Origin of the sequence: Pontibacillus marinus BH030004 = DSM 16465, assembly GCF_000425225.1 — a bacterium.
Classification (GTDB): Bacteria; Bacillota; Bacilli; order Bacillales; family BH030062; genus Pontibacillus; species Pontibacillus marinus.
Map to the genome: position 1 here is coordinate 16,727 of NZ_AULJ01000047.1, position 24,010 is coordinate 40,736.

The 24,010-nt window shown below is 39.3% G+C and carries 17 protein-coding genes and 1 tRNA gene; 14 read left to right on the top strand and 4 right to left on the bottom strand.

The genetic code is table 11. From position 1 onward, the window contains the following. Position 1 precedes the first annotated feature (1 nt). Genes H514_RS0111415 through H514_RS0111430 form a run of 4 tightly spaced genes read right to left on the bottom strand, consistent with a single transcriptional unit; the run spans position 2 to position 3,447 of the window. Positions 2-883: a metal ABC transporter permease gene (locus tag H514_RS0111415; RefSeq protein ID WP_027447083.1), complete on the bottom strand. Its 882-nt coding sequence runs from the start codon at positions 881-883 to the stop codon at positions 2-4. Next, entirely contained in the window at positions 880-1,749 is an 870-nt protein-coding gene (locus H514_RS0111420) for a metal ABC transporter permease (protein WP_027447084.1), read from the bottom strand. The genes H514_RS0111415 and H514_RS0111420 overlap by 4 nt, the downstream gene beginning before the upstream one ends. Before the next feature lie 5 nt (positions 1,750-1,754). After that, the gene (locus H514_RS0111425) at positions 1,755-2,504 is read right to left on the bottom strand and encodes a metal ABC transporter ATP-binding protein (protein WP_027447085.1); all 750 of its coding nucleotides are present in this window, start codon (positions 2,502-2,504) and stop codon (positions 1,755-1,757) included. A gap of 16 nt (positions 2,505-2,520) precedes the next feature. Continuing rightward, positions 2,521-3,447 carry a metal ABC transporter solute-binding protein, Zn/Mn family gene (locus H514_RS0111430; RefSeq protein ID WP_027447086.1) on the bottom strand — a complete coding sequence of 309 codons (927 nt, stop codon included), beginning with the start codon at positions 3,445-3,447 and terminating at the stop codon, positions 2,521-2,523. 360 nt (positions 3,448-3,807) lie between these two features. Here H514_RS0111430 and H514_RS0111435 point away from each other — a divergent pair. From H514_RS0111435 to odhB, 14 genes are all read left to right on the top strand, one after another. Beyond that, positions 3,808-3,881, top strand: a tRNA-Gly gene (locus H514_RS0111435). A gap of 191 nt (positions 3,882-4,072) precedes the next feature. Then, on the top strand, positions 4,073-5,782 hold the full coding sequence (locus tag H514_RS0111440) for an ABC-ATPase domain-containing protein (protein ID WP_027447087.1): 1,710 nt from the start codon (positions 4,073-4,075) through the stop codon (positions 5,780-5,782). Between the two features lie 36 nt (positions 5,783-5,818). Continuing rightward, entirely contained in the window at positions 5,819-6,970 is a 1,152-nt protein-coding gene (gene queG, locus H514_RS0111445; protein ID WP_027447088.1) for a tRNA epoxyqueuosine(34) reductase QueG, read from the top strand. 53 nt (positions 6,971-7,023) lie between these two features. Further along, positions 7,024-7,554, top strand: coding sequence for a methylated-DNA--[protein]-cysteine S-methyltransferase (locus H514_RS0111450; RefSeq protein ID WP_027447089.1), 531 nt, complete (start codon positions 7,024-7,026; stop codon positions 7,552-7,554). Positions 7,555-7,578: 24 nt separating this feature from the next. Beyond that, complete coding sequence (locus H514_RS0111455) at positions 7,579-7,977, top strand: hypothetical protein (protein ID WP_027447090.1); 399 nt, start codon at positions 7,579-7,581, stop codon at positions 7,975-7,977. A gap of 79 nt (positions 7,978-8,056) precedes the next feature. Further along, positions 8,057-8,929: an amidase domain-containing protein gene (locus tag H514_RS0111460; protein ID WP_027447091.1), complete on the top strand. Its 873-nt coding sequence runs from the start codon at positions 8,057-8,059 to the stop codon at positions 8,927-8,929. Positions 8,930-8,975: 46 nt separating this feature from the next. Next, on the top strand, positions 8,976-9,449 hold the full coding sequence (trmL, locus tag H514_RS0111465; protein WP_027447092.1) for a tRNA (uridine(34)/cytosine(34)/5-carboxymethylaminomethyluridine(34)-2'-O)-methyltransferase TrmL: 474 nt from the start codon (positions 8,976-8,978) through the stop codon (positions 9,447-9,449). Positions 9,450-9,630: 181 nt separating this feature from the next. Beyond that, the gene (locus tag H514_RS0111470) at positions 9,631-10,851 is read left to right on the top strand and encodes a hemolysin family protein (RefSeq protein WP_027447093.1); all 1,221 of its coding nucleotides are present in this window, start codon (positions 9,631-9,633) and stop codon (positions 10,849-10,851) included. Positions 10,852-11,258: 407 nt separating this feature from the next. Then, complete coding sequence (locus H514_RS0111480) at positions 11,259-13,154, top strand: PrkA family serine protein kinase (protein ID WP_027447094.1); 1,896 nt, start codon at positions 11,259-11,261, stop codon at positions 13,152-13,154. Positions 13,155-13,371: 217 nt separating this feature from the next. Beyond that, complete coding sequence (locus H514_RS0111485; protein ID WP_027447095.1) at positions 13,372-15,357, top strand: diguanylate cyclase; 1,986 nt, start codon at positions 13,372-13,374, stop codon at positions 15,355-15,357. A gap of 114 nt (positions 15,358-15,471) precedes the next feature. Further along, complete coding sequence (gene ppx, locus H514_RS0111490; protein ID WP_027447096.1) at positions 15,472-17,013, top strand: exopolyphosphatase; 1,542 nt, start codon at positions 15,472-15,474, stop codon at positions 17,011-17,013. 171 nt (positions 17,014-17,184) lie between these two features. Then, on the top strand, positions 17,185-19,287 hold the full coding sequence (locus H514_RS0111495; RefSeq protein WP_027447097.1) for an RNA degradosome polyphosphate kinase: 2,103 nt from the start codon (positions 17,185-17,187) through the stop codon (positions 19,285-19,287). 208 nt (positions 19,288-19,495) lie between these two features. After that, positions 19,496-22,357 (top strand): 2-oxoglutarate dehydrogenase E1 component, encoded by a 2,862-nt coding sequence (locus H514_RS0111500; protein WP_407946863.1) that lies wholly within the window; start codon positions 19,496-19,498, stop codon positions 22,355-22,357. Further along, positions 22,344-23,648 carry a 2-oxoglutarate dehydrogenase complex dihydrolipoyllysine-residue succinyltransferase gene (gene odhB, locus H514_RS0111505; protein ID WP_027447099.1) on the top strand — a complete coding sequence of 435 codons (1,305 nt, stop codon included), beginning with the start codon at positions 22,344-22,346 and terminating at the stop codon, positions 23,646-23,648. Before H514_RS0111500 ends, odhB begins: the two co-directional genes overlap by 14 nt. Positions 23,649-24,010: the final 362 nt, after the last annotated feature.

Sequence of the window (24,010 nt, forward strand, 5' to 3'; positions counted from 1 at the left end):
TTTATACACTTTGTTGCATCTTTTTCCTACGGAACCATTTTGCAATCATGCCATGCTTAGGACTCAGTAAGAAGCACAGTGTAAATAATAAACCTGTTGCTGAGGCAATAGCTCCTGAAATGGAAACGTCGAATAGTACGGCTCCTCCATAACCAACCAATGCAGACAACGCTCCTATAACACCACTCAGGATAAGCATCATACCAAATTTATCTGTTAGAAGATAAGCACTAGAGCCAGGGACAATAAGCATAGCTACAACTAGGATAGCCCCGACACTATCAAATGAAGCAACTGTTGAAAAGGACACCATCGTCATAAGCAGGTAGTGGATAAAGACTACGGGTACCCCAATCGATAAAGCTAATTGTGGATCAAATGTACTTATTTTTATTTCTTTATAGAGAAGTAGAATGATTGATATATTTAAAAGTAAGACCCCACCAAGCATCCATACAGCCGTAGGTCCGAGATCGACCCCATTAATCGTGAGGGTATCCCAAGGAATAAATGCGATTTCTCCCATTAAAGCGTGCTGAACATCTAAGTGAACATTATCTCCTATGAAAGAGATGAGAACGACTCCCAGCGCAAACAGGGAAGTAAATACAACTCCAATTGCAGCATCAGATTGTACGCCACTTGAATCAAGGGCTTGCACCATAACGGCTGTTAATACACCTACAATAGCTGCACCAATTAACATAGGCACACCGTTCAAGGATTGTGTGACCAAGAAGGCTCCTACAATTCCAAGTAATACGGTGTGACTGATGGCATCAGCTAGCATCGCCATTTTTCTTAAAACAAGTAGTGCTCCGGTAACACCGCAAGTCACCCCAACGAGACACCCTGTTAGAATAATCCATGCACTATAACTCATGTCGTTCTCACCGCCTTTATTATCAATCCTTTACGTGCGCCGAACAGTAATGAAACAAGGAAGATTACTGATGCACATAATACAATTAGGGGACCTGTCGGAAGCCCATCTCCTGCAGTGCTAATCAATGTACCAACGACACCAGAAATGCCACCTATACATCCTGATAAAAAGGCCATTCTCCCAAGGCGATCAGTCCAATACCTGGCTGCCAGAGGAGGTGTGATGAGAAGTGCAGCAATTAAGACAACACCAACCATTTGAATTCCGACTACTACGATTCCTACAACTAAGCCCATTAGGATTAGGTTAAAAAGGCTTACCGGTAAACCGATCCCTTTGGCATACTGTGGATCAAAAATTGATATTTTCAATTCTTTAAAGAACAGTGCACTTACAATAATGATAATGAGAGATCCCAATGCAATGACCTGTATATCACTTTTGACCATTGCTGCTGCCTGACCAAAGATGAATTCATCAAGGCCACTTCGATTTCCTTTTGTATTTTTGGTGATATACGTTAATAGGACAATACCAAAACCAAAGAAAACCGAGAGTACCACACCTATGGATGCATCTGTCTTTATTCTTGAATGTTTCACAATAGCTTGGATTAAATAGGTTGCTAACAATCCCGTACAGGCAGCGCCAACTAGAAAGAGGGGGATGGATTTAACGTTAAAAATAATATAGACTGCACAAACTCCAGGAAGTGTAGCATGAGCCATAGCATCCCCGATTAAGCTCTGTTTCTTCAAAAGTACGAAACTACCGATCAAACCACTTGCAAAGCCAAGGATGATTGAACCCAGCAAAACCCACTGCGTATTAGCACTTGAGAGAAAATTTAAAAACTCACTCATTCAAATCATCCTCCTTGCATCATGACTTGATTATTTCCAAGGAATGAAATGGAACCACCATATGTGCGTTGTAAATTATCCATAGTGAATACATCTGATGTGGGTCCGCATTCAATAGGTTTCTTGTTTAGTAATAAACAGTGATCAAAGTAGTCTTTTACGGTTTGTAAATCATGGTGTACAACGAGAACTGTTTTGCCTTGTTCTTTCCATTCTTGCATCAACTTAATGATGGCTCTTTCTGTTGCAGCATCCACTCCAACGAATGGTTCATCCATAAAATACACTTGGGCATCTTGAGCTAGTGCACGTGCTAGGAAGACACGTTGCTGCTGACCACCTGATAGCTGACTGATTTGTCGGTCAGCGAATTCTTCCATACCAACTTTCTTCAAGCAATCTAAAGCGTATTGCACTTCTTTTTTATTAGGGCGCTTAATCCAACCGATGTGACCATAGCGACCCATGAGTACAACATCTAAAGCGTTTGTCGGGAAGTCCCAGTCAACTTCACTACGTTGTGGGACATATCCTACCAAGCTCCGTTGTTTTTTATATGGTTTTCCGTAAACCGTAACTTCTCCAGAAATGGTTGGGATCAGGCGTAAGATTGCTTTGATCAGTGTAGACTTTCCAGCACCGTTTGGTCCGATTATCCCCGTTAAAGATCCTTCAGGAATACTGAAATTCACATCTTCCAATGCATATTGTTTATCGTACGTAACGGATAAATTTTGTATCGTTAAAGCGTTCATGGAAAATCTCCTTTCCTTATTTAAGAGCGTTTACGATCGTTTCGATATTGTGTTTGAACATCCCGATGTAAGTGCCTTCTTTTGTGTCTTCAGGTCCCATAGCATCTGAGTATAATTCCCCGCCAATTTTTACGTTATGGCCATTTTCTTTTGCACCTTCAACAACGGCATTAATGGAACGCTCAGATACACTACTTTCAACAAATACGGCTTTGATGTTTCGTTCTGATAGAAGATCTACAATTCTTTGTACATCCTTTAGTCCAAATTCCGATTCCGTACTTAGACCTTGTAAACCTCTAACTTCTAGCCCGTAAGCTTTACCAAAGTAGTGGAAGGCGTCATGGGCAGTTACAAGTACACGGCTTTCTTCTGGGATTTTATTGATTTGCTCTTTAGCATATTTATGAAGTTCATCTAGCTTTTGCTTATAGTTTTCAGCATTTTTTTCATAAGCCTCTGTGTTATCAGGATCTAAATCACTTAAACCCTTAGCGACTTCATCAACTGTGTATTGCCACATGGTTACATCAAACCATACATGTGGGTCATAGATTTCAGGGTTTTCCGGATCAGCATCCATTTTTTCTTCAGGTATGCTTTCTGCGACAGCGTAAGTAGGCTTTTGTTGGCGCATCTTTTTGAATACTTTGTTCATTTGACCTTCTAAGTGATGGCCATTGTAAAAAATAATATCAGCTTCTTGAAGCAACTCGATGTCACTGTGTGTTGCTTTATATAAATGAGGATCTGTTCCTGGTCCCATTAAGCTTTCAACCTCAACATTATCTCCGCCAACGTTTCTAGCAACATCAGCAATTTGGGCAATTGTTGTCACAACTTTCACTTTTTCGTTTCCGTTTTGATCTTCTGAAGCAGCTTCATTGTTACATCCAGCTAGTAGTAATGCTGGGAATACAAGTAAGATTAATAGTTTTTTCATCTTTCCATCTCCTTTAGTACAAGTTAATATTGTTGGTCATATGCAAAAAATAAAATAAAAAAAATCGCTCTTAAAACTTTAATAAAATATATGCCTTGTTTTTATATATGTGCACAAATAATAAAAAATTAACTTCGTCTATGAAAGTTTCCTTAGTGCAAAATATATACCCTGAGCAAAAATAAGTCAACAGCTTAGCTTAAATTAGACAAAAGAAAAGATTTCGACAAAATTTTTAAGTTTTTATTGATCTTATATTAAGGATTTGTTAATATAAAATTTGTGAGCGATGAGTTGTTCATACAACCACGCAAATGACTGATATAAAGCAGTTTTGAAGCTTGTTTTTTAAATCTTGATGCGGGTGTAGTTTAGTGGTAAAACCTCAGCCTTCCAAGCTGATGTCGTGGGTTCGATTCCCATCACCCGCTCCATATTATGTTGCCAACGCAGTGTTTCGTTTAAAGGTGTGGAAACGAAGCATTGCGTTTTTTCATGCGCAATTTTAACTCACGAGTTTACTATATTTAGTGGATCTCGTGTTTTTCTTATATACAAAACGGATACATTGTAAGGTAGAGCTATTAAACATTAGCAGTCTTTACCTAAGAAAGGGTGTATTTGTATGAAACAATTGCAACAAAACCTACGAAGAATTGATGGGAAAAGTTATAAAGCTTATAAAGATATACAAGGAACTTATACATTTCAAACCTATGATGTAGCGATCGACTATGTTCAGGGAGATCCATTTGCGGCGCCCTCTAAAATTCGATTAATCATTCCGAATTCAACAAGAGAGATTCGACCACAATGGAAAGAGACAAAATCTCGTAAGTTATATGCAGAAGATGTGATTGCTCGTCATGTTGCAAAGGCTGTTGTTAAAGATAAATCTATGATCAAAGGATCAGGAAAGAGTGGAGCCATCTCCATCGACGCACCGGGTCAAGAAATTATAGACCGCACAGCTGTATCGATTGAAAATAATCAGATAGTGGTCTGCCTTTCTATAGGCCTACCCGCGAATGGGCGTCGTATTAATGGAAAGGAAGCAGAGAAGCTATTTTTTGAAGCGATTCCTTCTATATTAGAGCGTTCTGTATTTTCCATGAACGATCATGTTTTTGAAGAAGTATGTCAGTTAGCAGATCAACACTATGCGATTAAGAAAACAATGAAAGAAAATGGTTGGGTTTCCTTCGTAGCGGATGGTTCTATTCTTCCTCGGGAAAGTGGGATTAGTAATCGCCCTATGAAAAATGCGATTCCTTTTGAAAGTCCAGAAGCGAACCGTGTATCGATTGATATTCCTCACCGTGATGAGCCTCTAACAGGCATGGCCTTAAACAAAGGAATTGTGCTTATTGTTGGAGGAGGTTACCACGGAAAAAGTACCCTATTGAAAGCAATGGAACGTGGGGTGTATCCTCATGTTAAGGGAGACGGACGTGAATATGTTGTAACAGATGAGGATGCAGTGAAGGTTCGTGCTGAAGATGGGCGACATGTATCAAACGTAAATATTTCACCATTTATCAAAAATCTTCCGCACGGCGAAGACACGGTCCAATTTACAACAGAAAACGCAAGTGGCAGTACCTCTCAGGCAGCTAATGTTATGGAGGCTATTGAAGCCAGTGCATCAACACTATTGATTGATGAAGATACGAGTGCCACAAACTTTATGATTCGTGATGAACGAATGCAAGAACTAGTTGTGAAAGAAAAAGAGCCAATCACGCCGTTTATTGATAAAATTAAGCAATTACGTGATAGCTTAGATGTATCAACTATTTTAGTTATGGGCGGTTCTGGCGACTATTTTGAAGCAGCAGATGAAGTGATTATGCTAGACCAATACCTCCCTTATAATGTAACTGAAAAAGCACGTGAAATTGCAGAGCAACATCCATTCCATCGTGAGCGAGAAGGTGGGGAAGAGTTTGGAGTGATTCCTAAGCGTCATTTCCAACCTAAGAGTTTGGATAGTCGTAAAGGGAAAAAGTCTAAGGTTCAGGCAAAAGGTCGTACACTTATTTTAATGGGCCAACATGAAATTTCCCTCCATTATGTAGAACAGTTAATCAACGTATCTCAAACACGAATGATTGCTGAAGTTCTATTACATTTAGAGCAAAAAGGCTGGTTAAAAACGAAGCGTAGCTTACCTGAGTTACTTGACGAAATTGAAAAGCAGATGGATACGAAAGGGTTAGCTTCCTTTACGCCATTTCCACAACAGCACCCAGGTGACCTAGCTCGACCACGACGCCATGAAATTGCTGCAACACTGAATCGTATGCGTTCTAGCCAAGTGGAGCAATTTCAATAAAAACGTTACAATAATCTCAGGAAAGGAGGGAAAGGAATGGACATTCACGAACTAAAAGCAGATATGATTGAGTATAGTCAGTCGATTGGGATAGATAAGATTGGTATTGCATCACCTGATGTGTTTACTGAACTCAAGGAACGACTTCGAGCTCAACAAGAGAACGGGTACCAATCAGGTTTCGAAAAGGGAACAGTGGATGAACGAACTCAACCCCAAAACCTAGTTCCGGAAGCCAAATCGATTATTTCCATCGCACTTGCCTATCCATCTAAATTACAAGATGCTCCTCAAAGTGTAAAAGGTGACCGACGAGGCCTATTTTGTCGCGCTTCTTGGGGGCAAGACTACCATGATGTTCTGCGTGATCGTTTAAATAAACTAGCGGAATATTTAGAGGAGAAGTATCCTGGTTTTGTTTTTCGTTCCATGGTGGACACAGGAGAGTTGTCTGACCGTGCTGTAGCTGAGCGAGCAGGTATTGGTTTCACCGGAAAAAACACGAACTTGATAACGGAAGAGTTTGGTTCCTATGTGTATCTCGGTGAAATGATTACAAACATTCCTTTTTCTCCTGATGATCCTGTTGAAGATAGCTGTGGGGACTGTAACATTTGTGTAGATGCCTGTCCGACAGGTGCATTGATTCAGGGCGGTCAATTGAACGCACAAAAATGTATAGCATTTCTAACGCAAACGAAGGGCTTCTTACCTGATGAGTATCGAGGAGTGATTGGGAATCGTTTGTATGGATGTGACACATGTCAAACCGTTTGTCCTAAAAATAAACGTAAGCGGAATTTAATACACGAAGAATTTCAACCAGACCCTGAAAAAGTGAAGCCGAAGCTTAAACCGCTATTGTCCATCTCGAACCGGGAGTTTAAAGAAACATATGGAGAGATGGCGGGGTCATGGAGAGGCAAAAAACCAATCCAACGTAATGCCATACTTGCGTTAGCTCATTTTAAAGATGACTCAGCTAATGATGATTTAGTTCGACTTATGAAAGAGGACCCTCGTCCAGTTATTCGTGGAACGGCTGCATGGGCGTTAGGAAAGATTGGGAACCCTGATGCATATGATTCCATTATGCTAGCAAAACAAAAAGAAAACGATGCTGAAGTAATAGCGGAAATGGAAAAAGGGATAAAATTACTAGAAAAAGAGCCTAAACAACTTTCATAAAAATTGAATACCATGTACAATGATGGAAAATCTTTCAACAAGAAGGGGTTATTATGTCAAAACGTTCCTTTCTTTATTATGATGAAATGGAGTCGCCAGTAGGTCCTCTTACGTTATTTGCAACAGATAAAGGCCTGTGTCGCATTGATTATGGAAGCTTACGGGATGTAGAGTCGAAGGTTAGTAGCTGGGCAAGAAAATATTTTTTATGTGTAGAATTTGTTCACGATGCAGAAAAGTTCCAAGACGTGAAACAACAATTGCAAGAGTATTTTGCAGATCAAAGAGATGATTTTGATCTACATTTCGACTTTTACGGAACCCCATTTCAGAAACATGTATGGAAAGCTTTAAGAGATATTCCATATGGCGAAACACGGTCTTACAAAGATATAGCATTAAAGATTCAAGCTCCACGTGCTGTTAGAGCAATTGGGGGAGCGGTAAATAAAAATCCCATTTCAATCATCTTTCCTTGTCATCGCGTAATCGGGAGCAATGGGGCTCTTGTTGGCTACGCGGGTGGACTTGATAAGAAAAAACAATTATTATCACATGAGCATGCAAGCGTCGCTTCTCTTTAGAGGAGTGGCGCTTGCATTTTTTGGTTGGGCTGTGTTCTTGAGGGAGGCGACAGAATTGCTCGGGTAAGCGACGGAATCCCTCGGGTATGCGATGGGATCGCTCGGGTAAGCGACGGAATCCCTCGGGTAGGCGAAGGAATCCCTCGGGTAGGCGAAGGAATCGCTCGGGTAGGCGAAGGAATCGCTTGGGTAGGCGAAGGAATCGCTTGGGTAGGCGAAGGAATGGCTCGGGTAAGCGAAGGAATCGCTCGGGTAGGCGACAGAATCCCTCGGGTAGGTGATGGAATCCCTCGGGTAGACGCCGAATTCCCTCGCCCCCTGCACTGCCTCCTCGCACTTTATCTCAATTCCAAGTCTTCCACAAACAGGGGCTTTAATAGAAGAACGACTAAAATAGTAACAATAAGAAAAAAGTGCATGTAAAATGGACCCTCAAACACCAGGTTAACTTTATCATATAAAACAGAATCCCCTCATAAATTGTAGGAGAGGGGGGCTGCCCATGTCGTTCGTGAAAAAACTTAATTCCTATTGGCAAAGTCAAATAGAGCAAGTGAAATTTAATCGAATGGATGAGGAGTCATGGATTTCTAAAAAGGTATGTAAACACGAAGAGCGTGGAAATCATGTGGCGCGTTTAATGGCTGAAGGAGTACCTTTTCGAACAGTCCAGCCTTCAGGGCATCATATTATTGTAGATTACACATTATATGTGACTCTCTTCATTAAAAATGGGAAAGAGTTTTATATAGAAGAAGCGGAGAAACCTCACCGAGCTACGTTTAAAAATGGCGACCTTATTTCAGATGTTCCTATAGAATCAAGTTTACATGATGAGCCAAGGCAAAATGGTAGTCTTGAGTGGGAGGATGCCACTCCTTTAGATACGAGGTTTACTTATGACCGTCAAAAAGCTGTTCAATATGCTAATCGTTGGTGGAATGATTATAACCCAGCTTATCGCGCCTTTGAGAATGATTGTACCAATTATATTTCACAATGTCTTCGTGCAGGTGGTGCACCAATGTGGGGATCACCTAATCGTTCTAAGGGATGGTGGTACTCTGCTAAAACCTGGAGTTATAGCTGGAGCGTTGCCAATGCTATGAGGTGGTACCTAAGTGGAGCACAACAAGGTATACAAGGAAAGAGGTTGGAAAGGGCTTCTGATCTTATGCTAGGTGATGTGATCTGTTACGATTTCGAAGGAGATGGGCGATGGAATCATACAACGATTGTGGTAGCTAAGGATGCAAATGATGAGCCATTAGTAAATGCGCATACGTCGAATAGCTACCATCGGTTCTGGAACTACGAGGACTCCACTGCCTATACACCTCAAATTCAATATAAATTTTTCCGAATTGGTGAATGAAAATATGATATAATACTCAGGTTAGTACAAGGAAGAGGTGAACGTGATGCCACTCCATATTGTGTTGTATCAACCTGAGATTCCCGCAAACACGGGAAATATAGCAAGAACATGCCTAGCAACGGATACAGTTCTCCATTTGATTCGTCCACTTGGATTTTCCACAGATGATAAAATGCTTCGTCGAGCTGGATTGGATTATTGGCATGATGTTGATATCCGTTATTATGACGGTATAGAAGAATTATACGAGTCCTTTCCTGAGGGGAGCTTTTACTATATTGAAAACTTCGGAACAGGGTATTGGACGGATTTTGATTATAGTGACCCGGAAGAAGATATTTTGTTTGTCTTTGGAAGGGAAACAGATGGAATCCCCACATCCTTGCTTGAAGGAAAGGAAGAACGTTGCCTGCGTATTCATATGAATGATAAAGTGCGTTCATTGAATCTATCCAATACAGCAGCTGTAATTGTATATGAAGTGATGAGGCAGCAGGGTTTTCCTGGATTAAAGTAATTCTTAGGTGTCATAAAAAATATTTAGGGGAAGGACTAATCTTAAAGGGTTAGTCCTTTTTCATTTCGATTTATTTCCTTTAAAAAGCTGTTAAGTTTATAATAAAAGCTCTAGTTCGTTTATTTTACATAATATCAACATTCACTATTACTAAGACCATAATATAGGAGGACATATCCTTGTGATTATTGCCATCATATTCTTGTTATTCGTCTCGCTTTTTTTCTCTGGAAGTGAGACAGCTTTAACAGCGACCAATAAGATGAAACTTCAATCGAGGGTCAACCAAAATGATAAAAAAGCAGAAAAGCTTTTAAACCTAATATCTCGCCCCAGTGAGTTTATTACAACGATATTGATTGGGAATAATATAGCGAATATTTTGCTACCAACACTTGTTACGACTCTCGCTATTCAATATGGGTTTAGTGTTGGTGTCGCATCAGCTATTTTAACAGTTACCATTATTATCTTTTCTGAAGTTATTCCAAAGTCTGTTGCAGCAGCGTATCCCGATCGTATTGCTTTAATGGTGTCTCCGGTGATTCGTTTTTTTGTATTAGCATTTAAGCCGGTTACCATTGTCTTGAATTGGCTGACTGGATTTGTGACCAAAGCGATCGCTAAAGGGAAACCAAGTGAAGTTACCATATCGAAAGAAGAGTTACGAACAATGGTGGACGTAGCAGATTCAGAAGGAACGTTTAATAAGGCTGAATATCAACGAATTAAAGGTGTTTTAGACTTCTATAAACTAAATGTAAAAGATGTACTGAAAACACCCAGAGTAGAGATTACTGCATTACCAAGTACGGCATCCTATGAAGAAGTACGAGAGGTCGTTATTCAAAATCCATATACCCGTTATCCGGTTTATGGTGAAGATATGGATGATATTATAGCTATTTTCCATTCCAAATATTTAGTTTCCTGGTCTATGGATAGTGAAAAACCTTTGAAAGACTTCTGTTATAAGGACCCATTGATTGTGTATGAGTTCCACAATGTTGAGTGGGTATTTCGTAAAATGACCAAGGAGAAGAATCATATGGCTATTGTATTAGATGAATATGGTGGTACGGAGGGAATCCTCACTCATGAAGATGCTATTGAAGCCATGATTGGTTTAGAAATTGAAGACGAAATGGATACCGAAGAAGATTCTATTGTAGAAAAAATGACAGCAACCGAAATCATCTGTCATGGTAAAATTACGTTGCATAAATTAAACTCATTATTTGAAACAGACATACCCGAGGATAAAGATGTATTAGCGGGTTATTTATTAGAAGAGTTCAGTGAATTCCCTGAGGAAGGCTCGGTATTAGAAAAGAATAACTTAACATTCAAAATATTAGAGATTGAAGGAAGAAAAATTAAAAAGGTCAAGATTATAAAATAGGCTTGAGATTGGATTCTCATATAAAAAACGCTCAGAGCATGAACTCTGAGCGTTTTATGATTTATTTAAGTTATCTTTTCGTGTCGTAGCCAGCTGTGAAGATCGATACAATAAACGTCACGACGACACCCATTAGTAAAGTTAATTTCATGGTATTGGCCTCCTTATGTAATACAAACGTCTATAGTCGCTATTATTTATTATACCCAAATTATACAAAAGTGTGAATGGAAAAGTAAAATGATGATGTATTTTTCATGTTGTTGTCACATTTATCCTTCGAATGGAATTATCTTACTAAAATGAAAAAGAATCGAATGTTCCAACTCAAACTCATTTTTCTCCCACCCTCGTCATAGACTGTACTAATTAGCAAATGCCCAACATCGACAGGGGAGGTCTTTTACGTGGACATTTTAAAAAAAATTCAAGACTACCGGGAAGAAGAGGAAAATTTGAAGTGGGAAGGGACGTTTGCAGAGTATTTAGAGATGGTGAAAGAACGACCATATCTTGCACAGTCTGCGCATTCACGTGTTTATAATATGATCAAACATTCGGGCATTGAGGAAGAAAATGGGAAGTTCAACTACAAGTTTTTTGATAACGAAATTTTCGGCTTAGAAGAAGCAATGGAACGATTAGTAGAAGAATATTTTCACCCAGCAGCGATGCGCTTAGATGTTCGAAAACGAATCTTGCTTTTAATGGGACCGGTAAGCGGTGGTAAATCTACATTAGTGACCTTATTGAAAAGAGGATTAGAGCGCTTTTCTCATACAGATGAAGGTGCAGTTTATGCGATTAAAGGCTGCCCAATGCATGAGGACCCTCTACACTTAGTACCTCATCATTTACGTGATGATTTTGCAGACGAATACGGCATCCGAATTGAAGGAAATCTTTCACCTCTAAATATGATGCGTGTTGAAGAAGAGTATGGAGGACGCATTGAGGATGTGAAAGTCGAGCGAATCTTCTTCTCTGAGGATAAGCGAACAGGGATCGGTACCTTCAGCCCGTCAGATCCAAAATCTCAGGATATTGCAGATTTAACTGGATCGATCGACTTTTCAACCATTGCTGAATATGGATCGGAATCAGACCCTCGCGCATATCGTTTTGATGGTGAGCTGAATAAAGCAAACCGAGGCATCATGGAGTTTCAGGAGATGCTGAAATGTGATGAGAAGTTTTTATGGCACTTGCTTTCTCTTACACAAGAAGGAAACTTTAAAGCGGGGAGATTTGCCTTAATAAGTGCTGATGAGATGATCATCGCTCACACCAACGAATCGGAATATCGTTCGTTTATTGCCAATAAGAAAAATGAAGCATTACACTCGCGTATGATTGTTATGCCTGTACCTTATAACTTAAAAGTGACACAGGAAGAGCGAATTTATGAAAAGATGATTCGCGAAAGTGATATTAAAGATGTACACATTGCTCCTCATACTTTAAAAGTAGCGGCAATGTTTACGATTTTGACACGTTTGAAAGATTCGTCAAATAACCAAGTAGATCTGCTGAAGAAGATGCGTCTTTATGACGGGGAAGTGGTCGAAGGCTTTAGTGATGTGGATGTAGAAGAGCTGAAAAATGAGCATCATGATGAGGGGATGAGTGGGATTGACCCTCGTTATGTGATTAACCGTATCTCATCAACGATTATTAAAAAAGAAATGACATCTATTAATGCACTTGATGTATTACGTTCCTTAAAAGATGGATTATCCAGTCATGCCTCCATTTCTAAAGAAGATAAGGAGCGTTATCTCAACTTTATCTCAATTGCACGAAAAGAGTACGATGAGATTGCAAAGAAAGAAGTGCAAAAAGCGTTTGTGTACTCTTATGAGGAATCAGCTAAAACGCTTATGGATAACTACCTTGATAATGTTGAAGCGTACTGTAATAAAACGAAACTACGTGATCCACTTACAGGTGAAGAATTAAATCCAGATGAAAAGCTGATGCGTTCCATAGAGGAGCAAATCGGAATTTCGGAGAATGCGAAAAAAGCATTCCGAGAAGAGATCCTAATTCGGATTTCAGCCTATGCTCGTAAAGGTAAAAAATTCGATTACTCTTCACACGAACGCCTGAGAGAAGCGATTCAAAAGAAACTGTTTGCTGATCTGAAAGACGTGGTTAAAATCACAACATCTACAAAAACTCCTGATGAGCAGCAGTTGAAGAAGGTGAATGAGGTGATTGCTACCCTTGTAGATAGCTATGGGTATAACTCATCATCAGCGAATGAATTGTTACGTTATGTGGGTAGTTTGTTGAATCGATAAATAAAATTAAATCAGATACCAGTCTACATGAGAGTGTGGGCTGGTATATTTTTATGGGATAAGAATATGGTGATGCCAAGTCATCTAAGAGACTTGATTGAAGGTGAAATGATTTCTATCATAATAGATTTAAAAAAATAAGAGTAAAGTAGGACATTTTGCTTATTTGTTGGTAGAATTTAGTTATCAAGTCTTTTTGTATATGGGGGGAGTATGAATGTTTTTAGATTTAACCATGAATGTTGCGGTAATCATAGCTTATTTATTTATTATAGGAATGTTATCAAAGGAAATACATAAAGGATATATTTATCAAACTATATTCCATCGTTTAGATACACAACTTGTTGCTGGAGTATTATTTGGAGTCCTTGGCATTATCTTAATGTTATTTAGCATTCAAGTTAATGCTGAGGTGTTCGTTGACTTAAGACATATTGCTACTGTTATAGCGGCTATGTTTTTTGGGGTTCCAGCTGCTTTGGGATCGGCGTTCATCATTGGTATAGCGCGTGTGGTTTTAGTTGGTGGTTTTTCAGAGGTCTCTATAACAGCCATGTTACTCATGTTTGCTATCGGCATTGTTTGTGCGCTTATGACAAAATTACCGTTTATACCAGCTATAAAATTTATCATTATGAATGTGGTTAGCATAGCTATAGTTTATTTGGCACTGTACTTCACTCTCGGTGTTTTTAATAATAACTATGAAGCTTTAATGAGTATTTATAGAGTAGATTGGATTATCGCTTTAATTGGAGGCATTATATCCTTCTATGTTGCAAATTACATCTTTCAATCAAATCAAAACTTTTATAAATTACAGGAATTCAATCAAAAGTTAGAGGAATCAAACTATCAATTGGAAGAGATGAAGAATCAACTTGCTCATAGAGAACAACAATATAAGTCTCTATTTGAATACAATCAAAGTGCAACCTTCACACTTGATTTATTTGGACACTTTCAGCAAATAAATAAATCAGCTGAAGTTATCACTGGATACTCTAAAGATGATTTACAAGGGTCAACTTTTATACCTCTAATCGATAAAGAATGTATTGAGGATACACTTTTGAATTTTAACAAGGTTAAAGAAGGGGAGTCTGTTACGTTCCAGACTGAACTTGTTCATAAGGATGGGGCGATCATAAGCCTTACTGTTAATACTGCCCCTATTATTATTGAGGAAGAAATTATTGGTGTAATAGGAGTTGCACATGATATATCTGTACAAAAACAAATAGAGAAGAAGGTTAAGGAAAGTGAAGAGCAATATCGCAGCTTAATTCACCTTTCTCCAGAGGTTATCTTTGTTTTAAAGGATACAAAGATTGAGTTTATAAATGATAAAGCTTTAAGTTTCATAGGAGTAAATCAAGTTGAAGAGCTTGTAGGAGAATCTATATTTGAGTTTATCCACCCAGATGATCGTGAAATAGTAGCATATCGAATCACTAGAGCAATGGAAACGAATAAGGTAAGTAAGCGACTGAATGATATTCGATTCCTACATAGAGAAGGAAATATTGTTCAAGCTAATGTTGGGACAAAGCTGATTAAATACAATGGACATAAAGCTATAATGGGAATCATCCATGACGTCACAGAGCAAAAAGAGATTGAACAGCAATTGAAAGATGCCAATCAAATGTTACGTGAACTATCACAATTAGATGGGCTTACAGGAATTCCGAATCGACGTTATTATGATGAAACCTTAGCCACGGAGTGGGATGATGCTTTGGCTAATGGAAGAGCACTGTCCTTGCTCATGATCGATATTGACCATTTGTTATACAATGACACTTATGGACATCTACAAGGAGATGCTTGTCTTAAGCAAGTTGCTCGTTCAATAAAAGCTTCCGTTAATCGACCACGTGATTTCGTAGCAAGATATGGTGGAGAAGAGTTCTCTGTAATTTTACCAGAGACTAACTTGGATGGAGCACTAGTTCTAGCAGAAAAGATACGTTCAGATATAGAACACCTATCCATTCCGCATAAATCATCCAAAGTGAAACCAGTGGTCACGGTAAGTGTAGGGGTTGCTTCGATTTTCCCTAAAGAGCACATAAATACAGAAGATTTGATACAAACGGCAGACAGTGGATTGTATGAAGCAAAAGAAAATGGCAGGAACCAGGTTAAAGCAGATACGATTGATAACATTAAATATAAAATTGCTCTAAAGACTTAATCAGATTTTATGTCGAATCCTCAGGTGACATGAGCTTACGATTAAGGCATAAAGAGGTGTAAATATGCTATACTGAAACCATTCTAGAACCACATTTATAAAGGTGGGTAACTTTTGGACAAACATCATTATGCCATTATCGATATAGGGTCGAATACGGTTCGACTAGTGATCTATCTTCGGAATAAGAGTGGAAGGTTTAAAGAAGTAGAAAACGTAAAAGCCGTGGCTCGCCTGCGTAATTATTTAGAAGATACTGGTGAGTTGAATGAAGACGGTATCCAAAATCTATTAAAGATATTAAAAAGTTTCAAAGAGGTAACGGACTCTTACCAATTAGACCAGCTTGTTTGTGTAGCAACCGCAACCATTCGTCAATCCACAAATCAAGAGGAAATAATTGCGCGAGTTGAAGAACAGATCGGTTACAATATGATCATTTTATCTGAACGAGAAGAGGCGTATTATGGTTATTTAGCTGTGGTAAATTCCACCTCAATAACAGACGGAGTTACCATCGATATTGGTGGTGGAAGTACGGAAGTAACCTATTTTGAAAACCGCAAAATTCAATATTCTCACAGCTTTCCGTTCGGTGCATTGACGCTGAAAAACATGTTTGTCAAAGGTGAAGTGCCTACCGAACATGAAATGAAAAAGCTTAGTGGTTATCTTAAGGATCAGTTCGAATCACTGCCTTGGTTAAAAGGTCGGCAAGTCCCGCTAATCGGGATAGGAGGAAGTGCTCGTAACCTTGCTCAAGTAGACCAATCCTTAAAAGAATATCCACTTGCAGGTCTTCATCAATACAGTATCAAAGACCATGATATCCAATTTATAAAGCAATATTTAATGACTTTAAACTTTAAGAAACTACAAAAGGTAGAAGGTCTCTCGAAAGATAGAGCAGATATTATTTTGCCAGCTATTGAGGTTTTCGATTCTTTATATGATATTGTGGGTGCAAAATCTTTTGTATTGAGTAGAAAAGGATTGCGTGATGGTGTGTTTAATGAACAACTAACAACAGATTTTGGCATTTCAATTTTTCCAAATGTAATTGAAGAAAGCTTTAATGAACTAGCTTCTGATTTCGATATCAACTATAAGCATGTGCTTAAAGCAACCGATATAGCTATGAAAATTACGAATGAGCTTCAAGAGCATGGAGATGGAGACTTTTCTTTCACAGAAGAGGATGTAAGTCTTCTGAAAAGAGGAGCTTTTGTTTATAACTTAGGAGGTTATATTGATTCAGAATCTAGCTCTCAGCACACCTTTTATTTACTAGCTAATCGAACAATTGACGGTCTCTTTCATAAGGACCGCTTGAAGGTAGCGTTAATTGCATCATTTAAGAGTAAATCGATTTTTAAACAATTTGCTCACCCATATAAGCATTGGTTCTTAAAAGACGAGAAGAAAAAACTTCGCTTACTAGGAGCTATTACGAAATTTTCTTTTAGCTTAGATTCGACTAGGAGAGGAATTGTAGAAGACATTCGAGTGGATGTTCAAAAAGAAGAATTGCATATGCAAGTGTATTGTAATCAGGAATCTTTACCAGAAGAATATCAAGTAGAAAAACAGAAAAAACATCTTGAAAAAGCGATTAAACGAAATGTACACGTTTGTTTCCAACCATATGAGGGGTAGCATAATAAAGCTATCTCTTTTTTTTATTTAAAAGTTATAACATCAAGCCTAATATCAAAGTATCACTTTGTTAACAATATCTTCATATCAAATTCATATCTGCTTTATAATCACTTGGTAAAATTCAAGTGACTCATATGTCTCAATACAGAGGAAGGGTGATGGAGACGAATGAAACAAACAAATGAATTAGGGAATCCTCTTTACTACAATAATAGAGAATTGAGTTGGCTTGCTTTTAATGAGCGGGTATTGCAAGAATCCTTAGATAAGCATAACCCTTTATTAGAACGACTGAAATTTTTAGCGATATTTAGCTCAAACTTAGATGAATTTTTTATGGTTCGGGTAGCTGGACTAAAGGATCAGGTGAAAGCAGGTTTTAACAAACCAGAAAATAAAGCAGGATTAACACCCAAAGAACAACTCTCCAAGATCTCAGATAAAAATCATAAGCTAGTTGATATGCAGTACTCTACATATCAAAACGTGCTCCTTCCCATGTTAAAAGAAGAGAACATCTCATTTGTCTCGATGAATGAACTCACTCGAGAACAGTATCGGGTGATGGAAGAATTCTTTGATGAACAAATCTTTCCTGTCTTAACACCTATGGCTGTCGATGCATATCGTCCCTTCCCTATGCTTCTAAATAAGAGTATTAATTTAACGGTTGTACTTGAAGATGAATTTGACGTAGAAGAAGAAGGTCATAAAACGGCTATTGTACAAGTTCCTTCTGTATTAAATCGATATGTAGAACTGGACGCCTCCAACGAAAAGGTTCGTAAGTTTATAATGCTTGAGGATATCATTAGTCACTTTCTATATAAGATGTTTGCTGGTTATATAGTTAAATCTGTGACAGAGTTCCGGATCACACGAAATGCAGATATGACAATCCATGAAGAAGGTGCTCGTGATCTTCTAAAAGAGATTGAGAAAGAATTAAAAAAGAGGAAATGGGGGGCAGCAGTACGTCTTGAAATAAAAAAAGATCAGTATGACCCCAAAGTACTTCAATTTCTTTTAAATGTTCTGGAAATCCATCGAAAAGACGTATATGAAGTTGATGGCCCCTTGGATTTAACCTATCTTTTTAAATTCTATGGGGATCTGGAGGATGACAAAGACCACCTTGTGTATGGAGGGCTTATTCCACAACCCCCTAAAGACGTCGGCTCTGAAGAAGATTTATTTGAGCTTGTAAATGAACGAGATATCTTTCTTCACCACCCTTATGAATCATTTCAGCCAGTCGTTGATTTTGTTGAGGATGCTGCAGATAATCCGGATGTATTAGCTATCAAGCAAACCTTGTATCGGGTTAGTGGAGATTCACCTATTATAGAAGGGTTAAAGCGTGCTGCAGAAAATGGTAAGCAGGTTACGGTATTGGTTGAGCTTAAGGCACGTTTTGACGAAGAAAATAACGTTCAATGGGCAAAAGAACTTGAGAAATCTGGTTGTCACGTTATTTACGGGATGAACTATCTAAAAACACATAGTAAAATTACGCTGGTCGTGCGTAAGAGGAAGAATAGAATCGACCGATTAGTTCATCTCGGAACAGGAAATTATAACGACCAAACTGCCAAATTATATACGGATATGGGAATTATTACTTCTAATCGTAAATTTGGGATCGATGCAACGAACTTCTTTAATTATTTGAGCGGCTACACAGAAAAACCGAATTACCACCACATCTCAATGGCTCCTTTTGATATTCGAAGAGATTTCTTAGCTTTAACGGATCAAGAAATTCAAAGTCATAAACAGCATGGCAATGGTCGTATTATTGCAAAAATGAACTCTCTGACAGATAAAAAGATTATTATGAAACTTTATGAAGCATCACGAGCGGGAGTCAAAATTGATTTAATCGTCCGTGGAATTTGTTGTTTACGGCCTGGTATTAAAGGGGTAAGTGAGAACATACGTGTCACAAGTATTGTTGGAAGATTTTTAGAGCATAGTCGCATCTATTATTTCCATAAAAATGGTGAAGGGAAAATGTACCTCTCTTCAGCTGATATGATGACAAGGAATATGGAAAAACGAGTTGAATTGTTATTCCCTATCTATGATGGGGGCATAAAAAAGCGCCTGCAAAACATATTGAAAATTATGCTTGAGGATAACATGAAAGCACGAGTTCAAGATTCAGATGGAAATTACCACTATGTAAAAAGGGACAAAGGTGAAAAACCAATTGATAGCCAACTTGAGCTGTTTTCTATGGCCTATACAGTTGGTGAAGATGAAGAATAAGCTATAGAATTAGCACCATTGTTTTCATTTTTCAATGGTGCTTTTTCTTATTTTTACACTTTTCTTCAACAAATTTCGAATTTTTTTTTGTTTTCATGAAAAAAACTAGGGTAAAGTAGTTGAAGAAGAAAACGGAAAATCATTATAATAGAAGATGAGTTTGCAAACGTTTACGTCAGAGAAAGCGAACTTCTATTGGAGGTAGTAAATCGTGTCGAATAATGGGTCTAATGAAAACATTTGGGAACAATTTCATGGCCCCAACATGGGGTACATTGAAGAACAGTACGATCTATACTTAGATGACCCTGCAAAAGTTGACCCGTCCTTAAAAGATGTATTTGATCAATACGGAGCACCTGATTGGATGGATGCTCAAGGCGGCGGAACTTCTGTACAAGGGCCATCAGCTGGAGATATTCAAAAAGTAACCTCAGCAATGAAATTGGTTGAGGCTATTCGTCGTTACGGTCATATGGAAGCGGATATTTATCCAGTAGGGCAAAAAGAAGAGCGTTATTCTCCTACACTTGATCTGAAAACATATGGTTTATCAGAAAAGGATTTGGAATCAATTCCAGCTAAGTGGATCTGGAGTGAGGCTCCTAACCATATATCTAATGGTCTACAAGTTGTAGAAACGCTGAAGAAACGTTATTCAGGTAAGATTTCATTCGAAGTAGATCATGTGAATAATGATCAAGAGCGTGAATGGCTTCAGAATACAATTGAGAACGGAGATTATGTGAAAGAGTTTTCGGCAGATCAGAAGAAACAAGTGTTAAAACGATTAGCCCAGGTAGAAGGATTTGAACACTTCCTAGGCAAAACGTTTGTAGCACAAAAACGTTTCTCTATCGAAGGTTTAGACGTTATGGTACCGATGCTTGATCATATGGTTCAAGCAGCATCAGAGGATGATGTCGATCATATTATGATGGGGATGGCACACCGTGGTCGATTAAACGTGTTAGCTCACGTATTAGGGAAACCATACGATATGATTTTCTCCGAGTTTCATCATGCACCAAACAAAGAGTTAGTGCCTTCAGAAGGTTCAATCGGGATTAACTATGGTTGGACAGGGGACGTAAAGTATCACTTTGGAGCAAGTCGTGAGGTTGAGAAGGATGAAGAACGTACGACTCGAGTGACACTTGCACATAACCCTTCGCACTTAGAGTTTGTTGATCCTGTTGTACAAGGCTTTGCACGTGCAGCACAGGATGACCGTAGTAATCGTGGTTGGGCTGAACAGGACACAGGAAAAGCATTTCCTATTATGATTCATGGGGATGCAGCATTCCCTGGTGAAGGTGTAGTGGCAGAAACTTTAAATATGAGTGATTTACCAGGTTATCGTGCTGGAGGATCTCTACATCTTATTGCGAACAACCTTGTAGGATTTACAACAATTGAAAAGGATGGGCGCTCTACTCGTTATGCAAGTGACCTGGCTAAAGGGTATGAGATTCCAATTGTTCACGTAAATGCAGATGATCCAGTGGCTTGCTTATCCGCGATTAATCTTGCGTATGAGTATCGTAAGAAATTCCATAAAGATTTCTTAATTGATCTTGTGGGATATCGTCGTTATGGCCACAACGAAATGGATGAACCGCGTGGAACACAGCCACAGTTGTATAAAAGTATTGATCAACATCCAACGGCTGCTACACGTTATGCAGAACAACTTCAAAATGAAGGAGTTCTTACTGAAGAAGAGTACAACAATATGCAAGAAGAAGTTCACCAAAACCTTCGTGATATTTATGAAAACATGAAGGAAAACGAAACAGGTGAAATGGATGAACCGAATGTACCTGAAGAAATGGTGAATGGTCTTGAATCCATTGAAACAGCTGTACCATTAGATGATTTGAAAGCCTTAAACAAAGGCTTACTCAAGCGTCCGGAAGGCTTTAATGGATTGAAAAAACTAGAAAAGATTCTACAGCGTCGCGAAAATGTACTTGAAGAAGGAAATAAAGTTGACTGGGCTACAGGTGAATCATTAGCATTTGCTTCAATCCTTAAAGATGGAATGCCGATTCGTTTAACTGGACAAGACAGTCAACGAGGTACATTTGCTCACCGTCATCTAGTGCTACATGATGTAGAGGATGGCTCTACGTATTGCCCTATGCATGGCTTAGAAGAAGCAAATGCATCCTTTGAAGTGTATAATAGCCCATTATCTGAAGCAGGTGTGTTAGGCTTTGAATACGGCTATAGTGTACACGCTCCTGAGACTCTTGTTCTTTGGGAAGCACAGTACGGCGACTTTACGAATGCGGGTCAAGTTATAATTGATCAATTCATTTCTGCTGGACGTGCAAAATGGGGCGAAAAATCTAGCCTTGCACTTCTTTTACCACATGGATATGAGGGACAGGGACCTGAACACTCTAGTGCTCGCTTAGAGCGTTTCTTAACGTTAAGTGCCGAGTATAACTGGACGGTAGCGAACGTTACGTCCTCAGCACAATACTTCCACTTACTGCGTCGTCAAGCGGCGATTGGAAATAAAGATGCTGCACGTCCTCTGGTACTCATGACGCCGAAGAGTCTAATTCGTAACCAACGCGTTGCTTCAGAAGGGAAAGCCTTCAGTGAAGAGTCCTTTAAGCCACTTATGGAGCAACCAGGTCTTGGGAAGAAGAAGACGAAGGTAAAACGCCTAGTTATCGGAAGCGGTAAAGTCATGATTGATTTAGAAGAACAAATTGATAATGAAAAAGACCGTGATTGGGATTGGCTGCATATCGTTCGAGCAGAACAAATTTATCCATTCCCTGAAAAGCAATTAGAAGAGATCTTGGACTATTATTCCAATATTGAAGAAGTGGTTTGGGTTCAAGAAGAGCCACGTAATATGGGAAGCTGGGATTTCGTAAAAGAAACCCTCTATCGTCTAGTGAAGAAAAATCAAGAGATCAGCTATATTGGACGTCCTAAGCGTTCATCACCAGCTGTTGGGGAACCAAATATACACAAAACTGAACAGAACAGAATCATCCAGGAAGCACTAAAGCTATCTAAAGGAGGAGATTCCAATGAAGGAAATTAAAGTACCAGAGCTCGCAGAATCCATTACAGAAGGTACCGTAGCCGAATGGCTAGTTAGCGAAGGAGACCAAGTCGAGAAAGGCGATGCCATTCTTGAGCTTGAAACAGATAAAGTAAACGTTGAAGTGAATTCAGACTATAGTGGTGTCCTCGCTGAAGTTCTCGTTCAAGAGGGCGATGATGTAGAAGTAGGCGACACAATTGCCAAAGTAGACGAGAGCGGCGAAGGTGGCGGCTCCTCCGATAGCAAAGAGAAAGAAGAACCAAAAGAAGCGTCTCAGGACGATTCTAAGCAAGAGCAACAGGATGAAAAGCAAGAAGAGAAACAAGAAGCTAAAGAACAACAGGGTGGAGAAGAGCAGGATCCAAACAAAGAATCCATTGCATCTCCAGCTGCACGTAAAAAAGCACGTGAGCTAGGCATTGACCTAAGCAAAGTATATCCTAAGGATCCACTAGGCCGTATACGCCCAGAGGATGTTGAGGAAGCAGCGAAAAAAGGGAAAGAAGAGCCTGCAAGCTCAAAAGGCGGAAGTGGCAAAAAAGAGAAGAAGAAAGAAGACAAGTCTTCTGAGAAAACGGAATTCTCTAAGCCAGTTGAGCGCGAGAAAATGTCTCGTCGTCGCCAAACGATCTCTAAGCGTCTTGTAGAAGCGCAACAGAGTGCAGCCATGCTTACAACATTTAACGAAGTCGATATGACAGCTGTTATGAACCTTCGTAAAGAGCGTAAGGATCAGTTCCAAGATAAGCATGATGTAAAACTTGGTTTCATGTCCTTCTTCACGAAAGCCGTTGTTGGTGCTCTTAAAGAGTTCCCACTTCTTAACGCTGAAATCCAAGGCGATGAAATTGTGAAGAAACAATTCTATGATATCGGTATGGCGGTATCTACAGATGACGGACTCGTTGTACCAGTTGTACGTGACGCGGACCGTCTAGGCTTCGCTGGTATCGAAAAAGAAATCGGCCGTCTTGGAAAAATGGCTCGTGATAAAGAGCTTGGCCTTGATGACCTACAAGGTGGTTCCTTCACAATTACAAACGGAGGAATCTTCGGCTCATTACTATCTACACCAATCTTGAATACTCCACAGGTTGGTATCCTTGGAATGCACAGCATCCAAAAACGCCCGATGGTAATGCCAGACGACTCCATTGAGGTTCGCCCTATGATGTACATCGCTCTTTCTTACGACCACCGTATCGTAGACGGAAAAGAAGCTGTACAGTTCCTAGTGCGCATTAAAGAAATGATTGAAGATCCTTATAACCTACTATTAGAAGGTTAAGGAATATGTAAGAAGCCCATTGGCACTGGCCAATGGGCTTCTTTTTATGTTTAGAAGCTTATTACAAGCCCCCTTATGTGGAAGACTTAGTTTCGAGATAAAGTGTCGTATGGTTCCGTTGCTTTTGTGGAGAGCGGCGGGCTGGGGAACGGGGGGCGTTCCTGCTGCCCCACACGACGTGGGGTAGTTCGGTGTTGCTACAGGAAGTAGCGGTTTTAACCGAACTTCATTGTTAACTTTAAAGCCTCCTCATTCGCAAGCTCTCTGCGGGGTCTCGTCACTCCGTTCTTCCGCTGGAGTCAACCCGTTCCACAGCCCACCTTTGCCGAATGGTGACTAACGGAACCGCCGTAGTTCTGGGA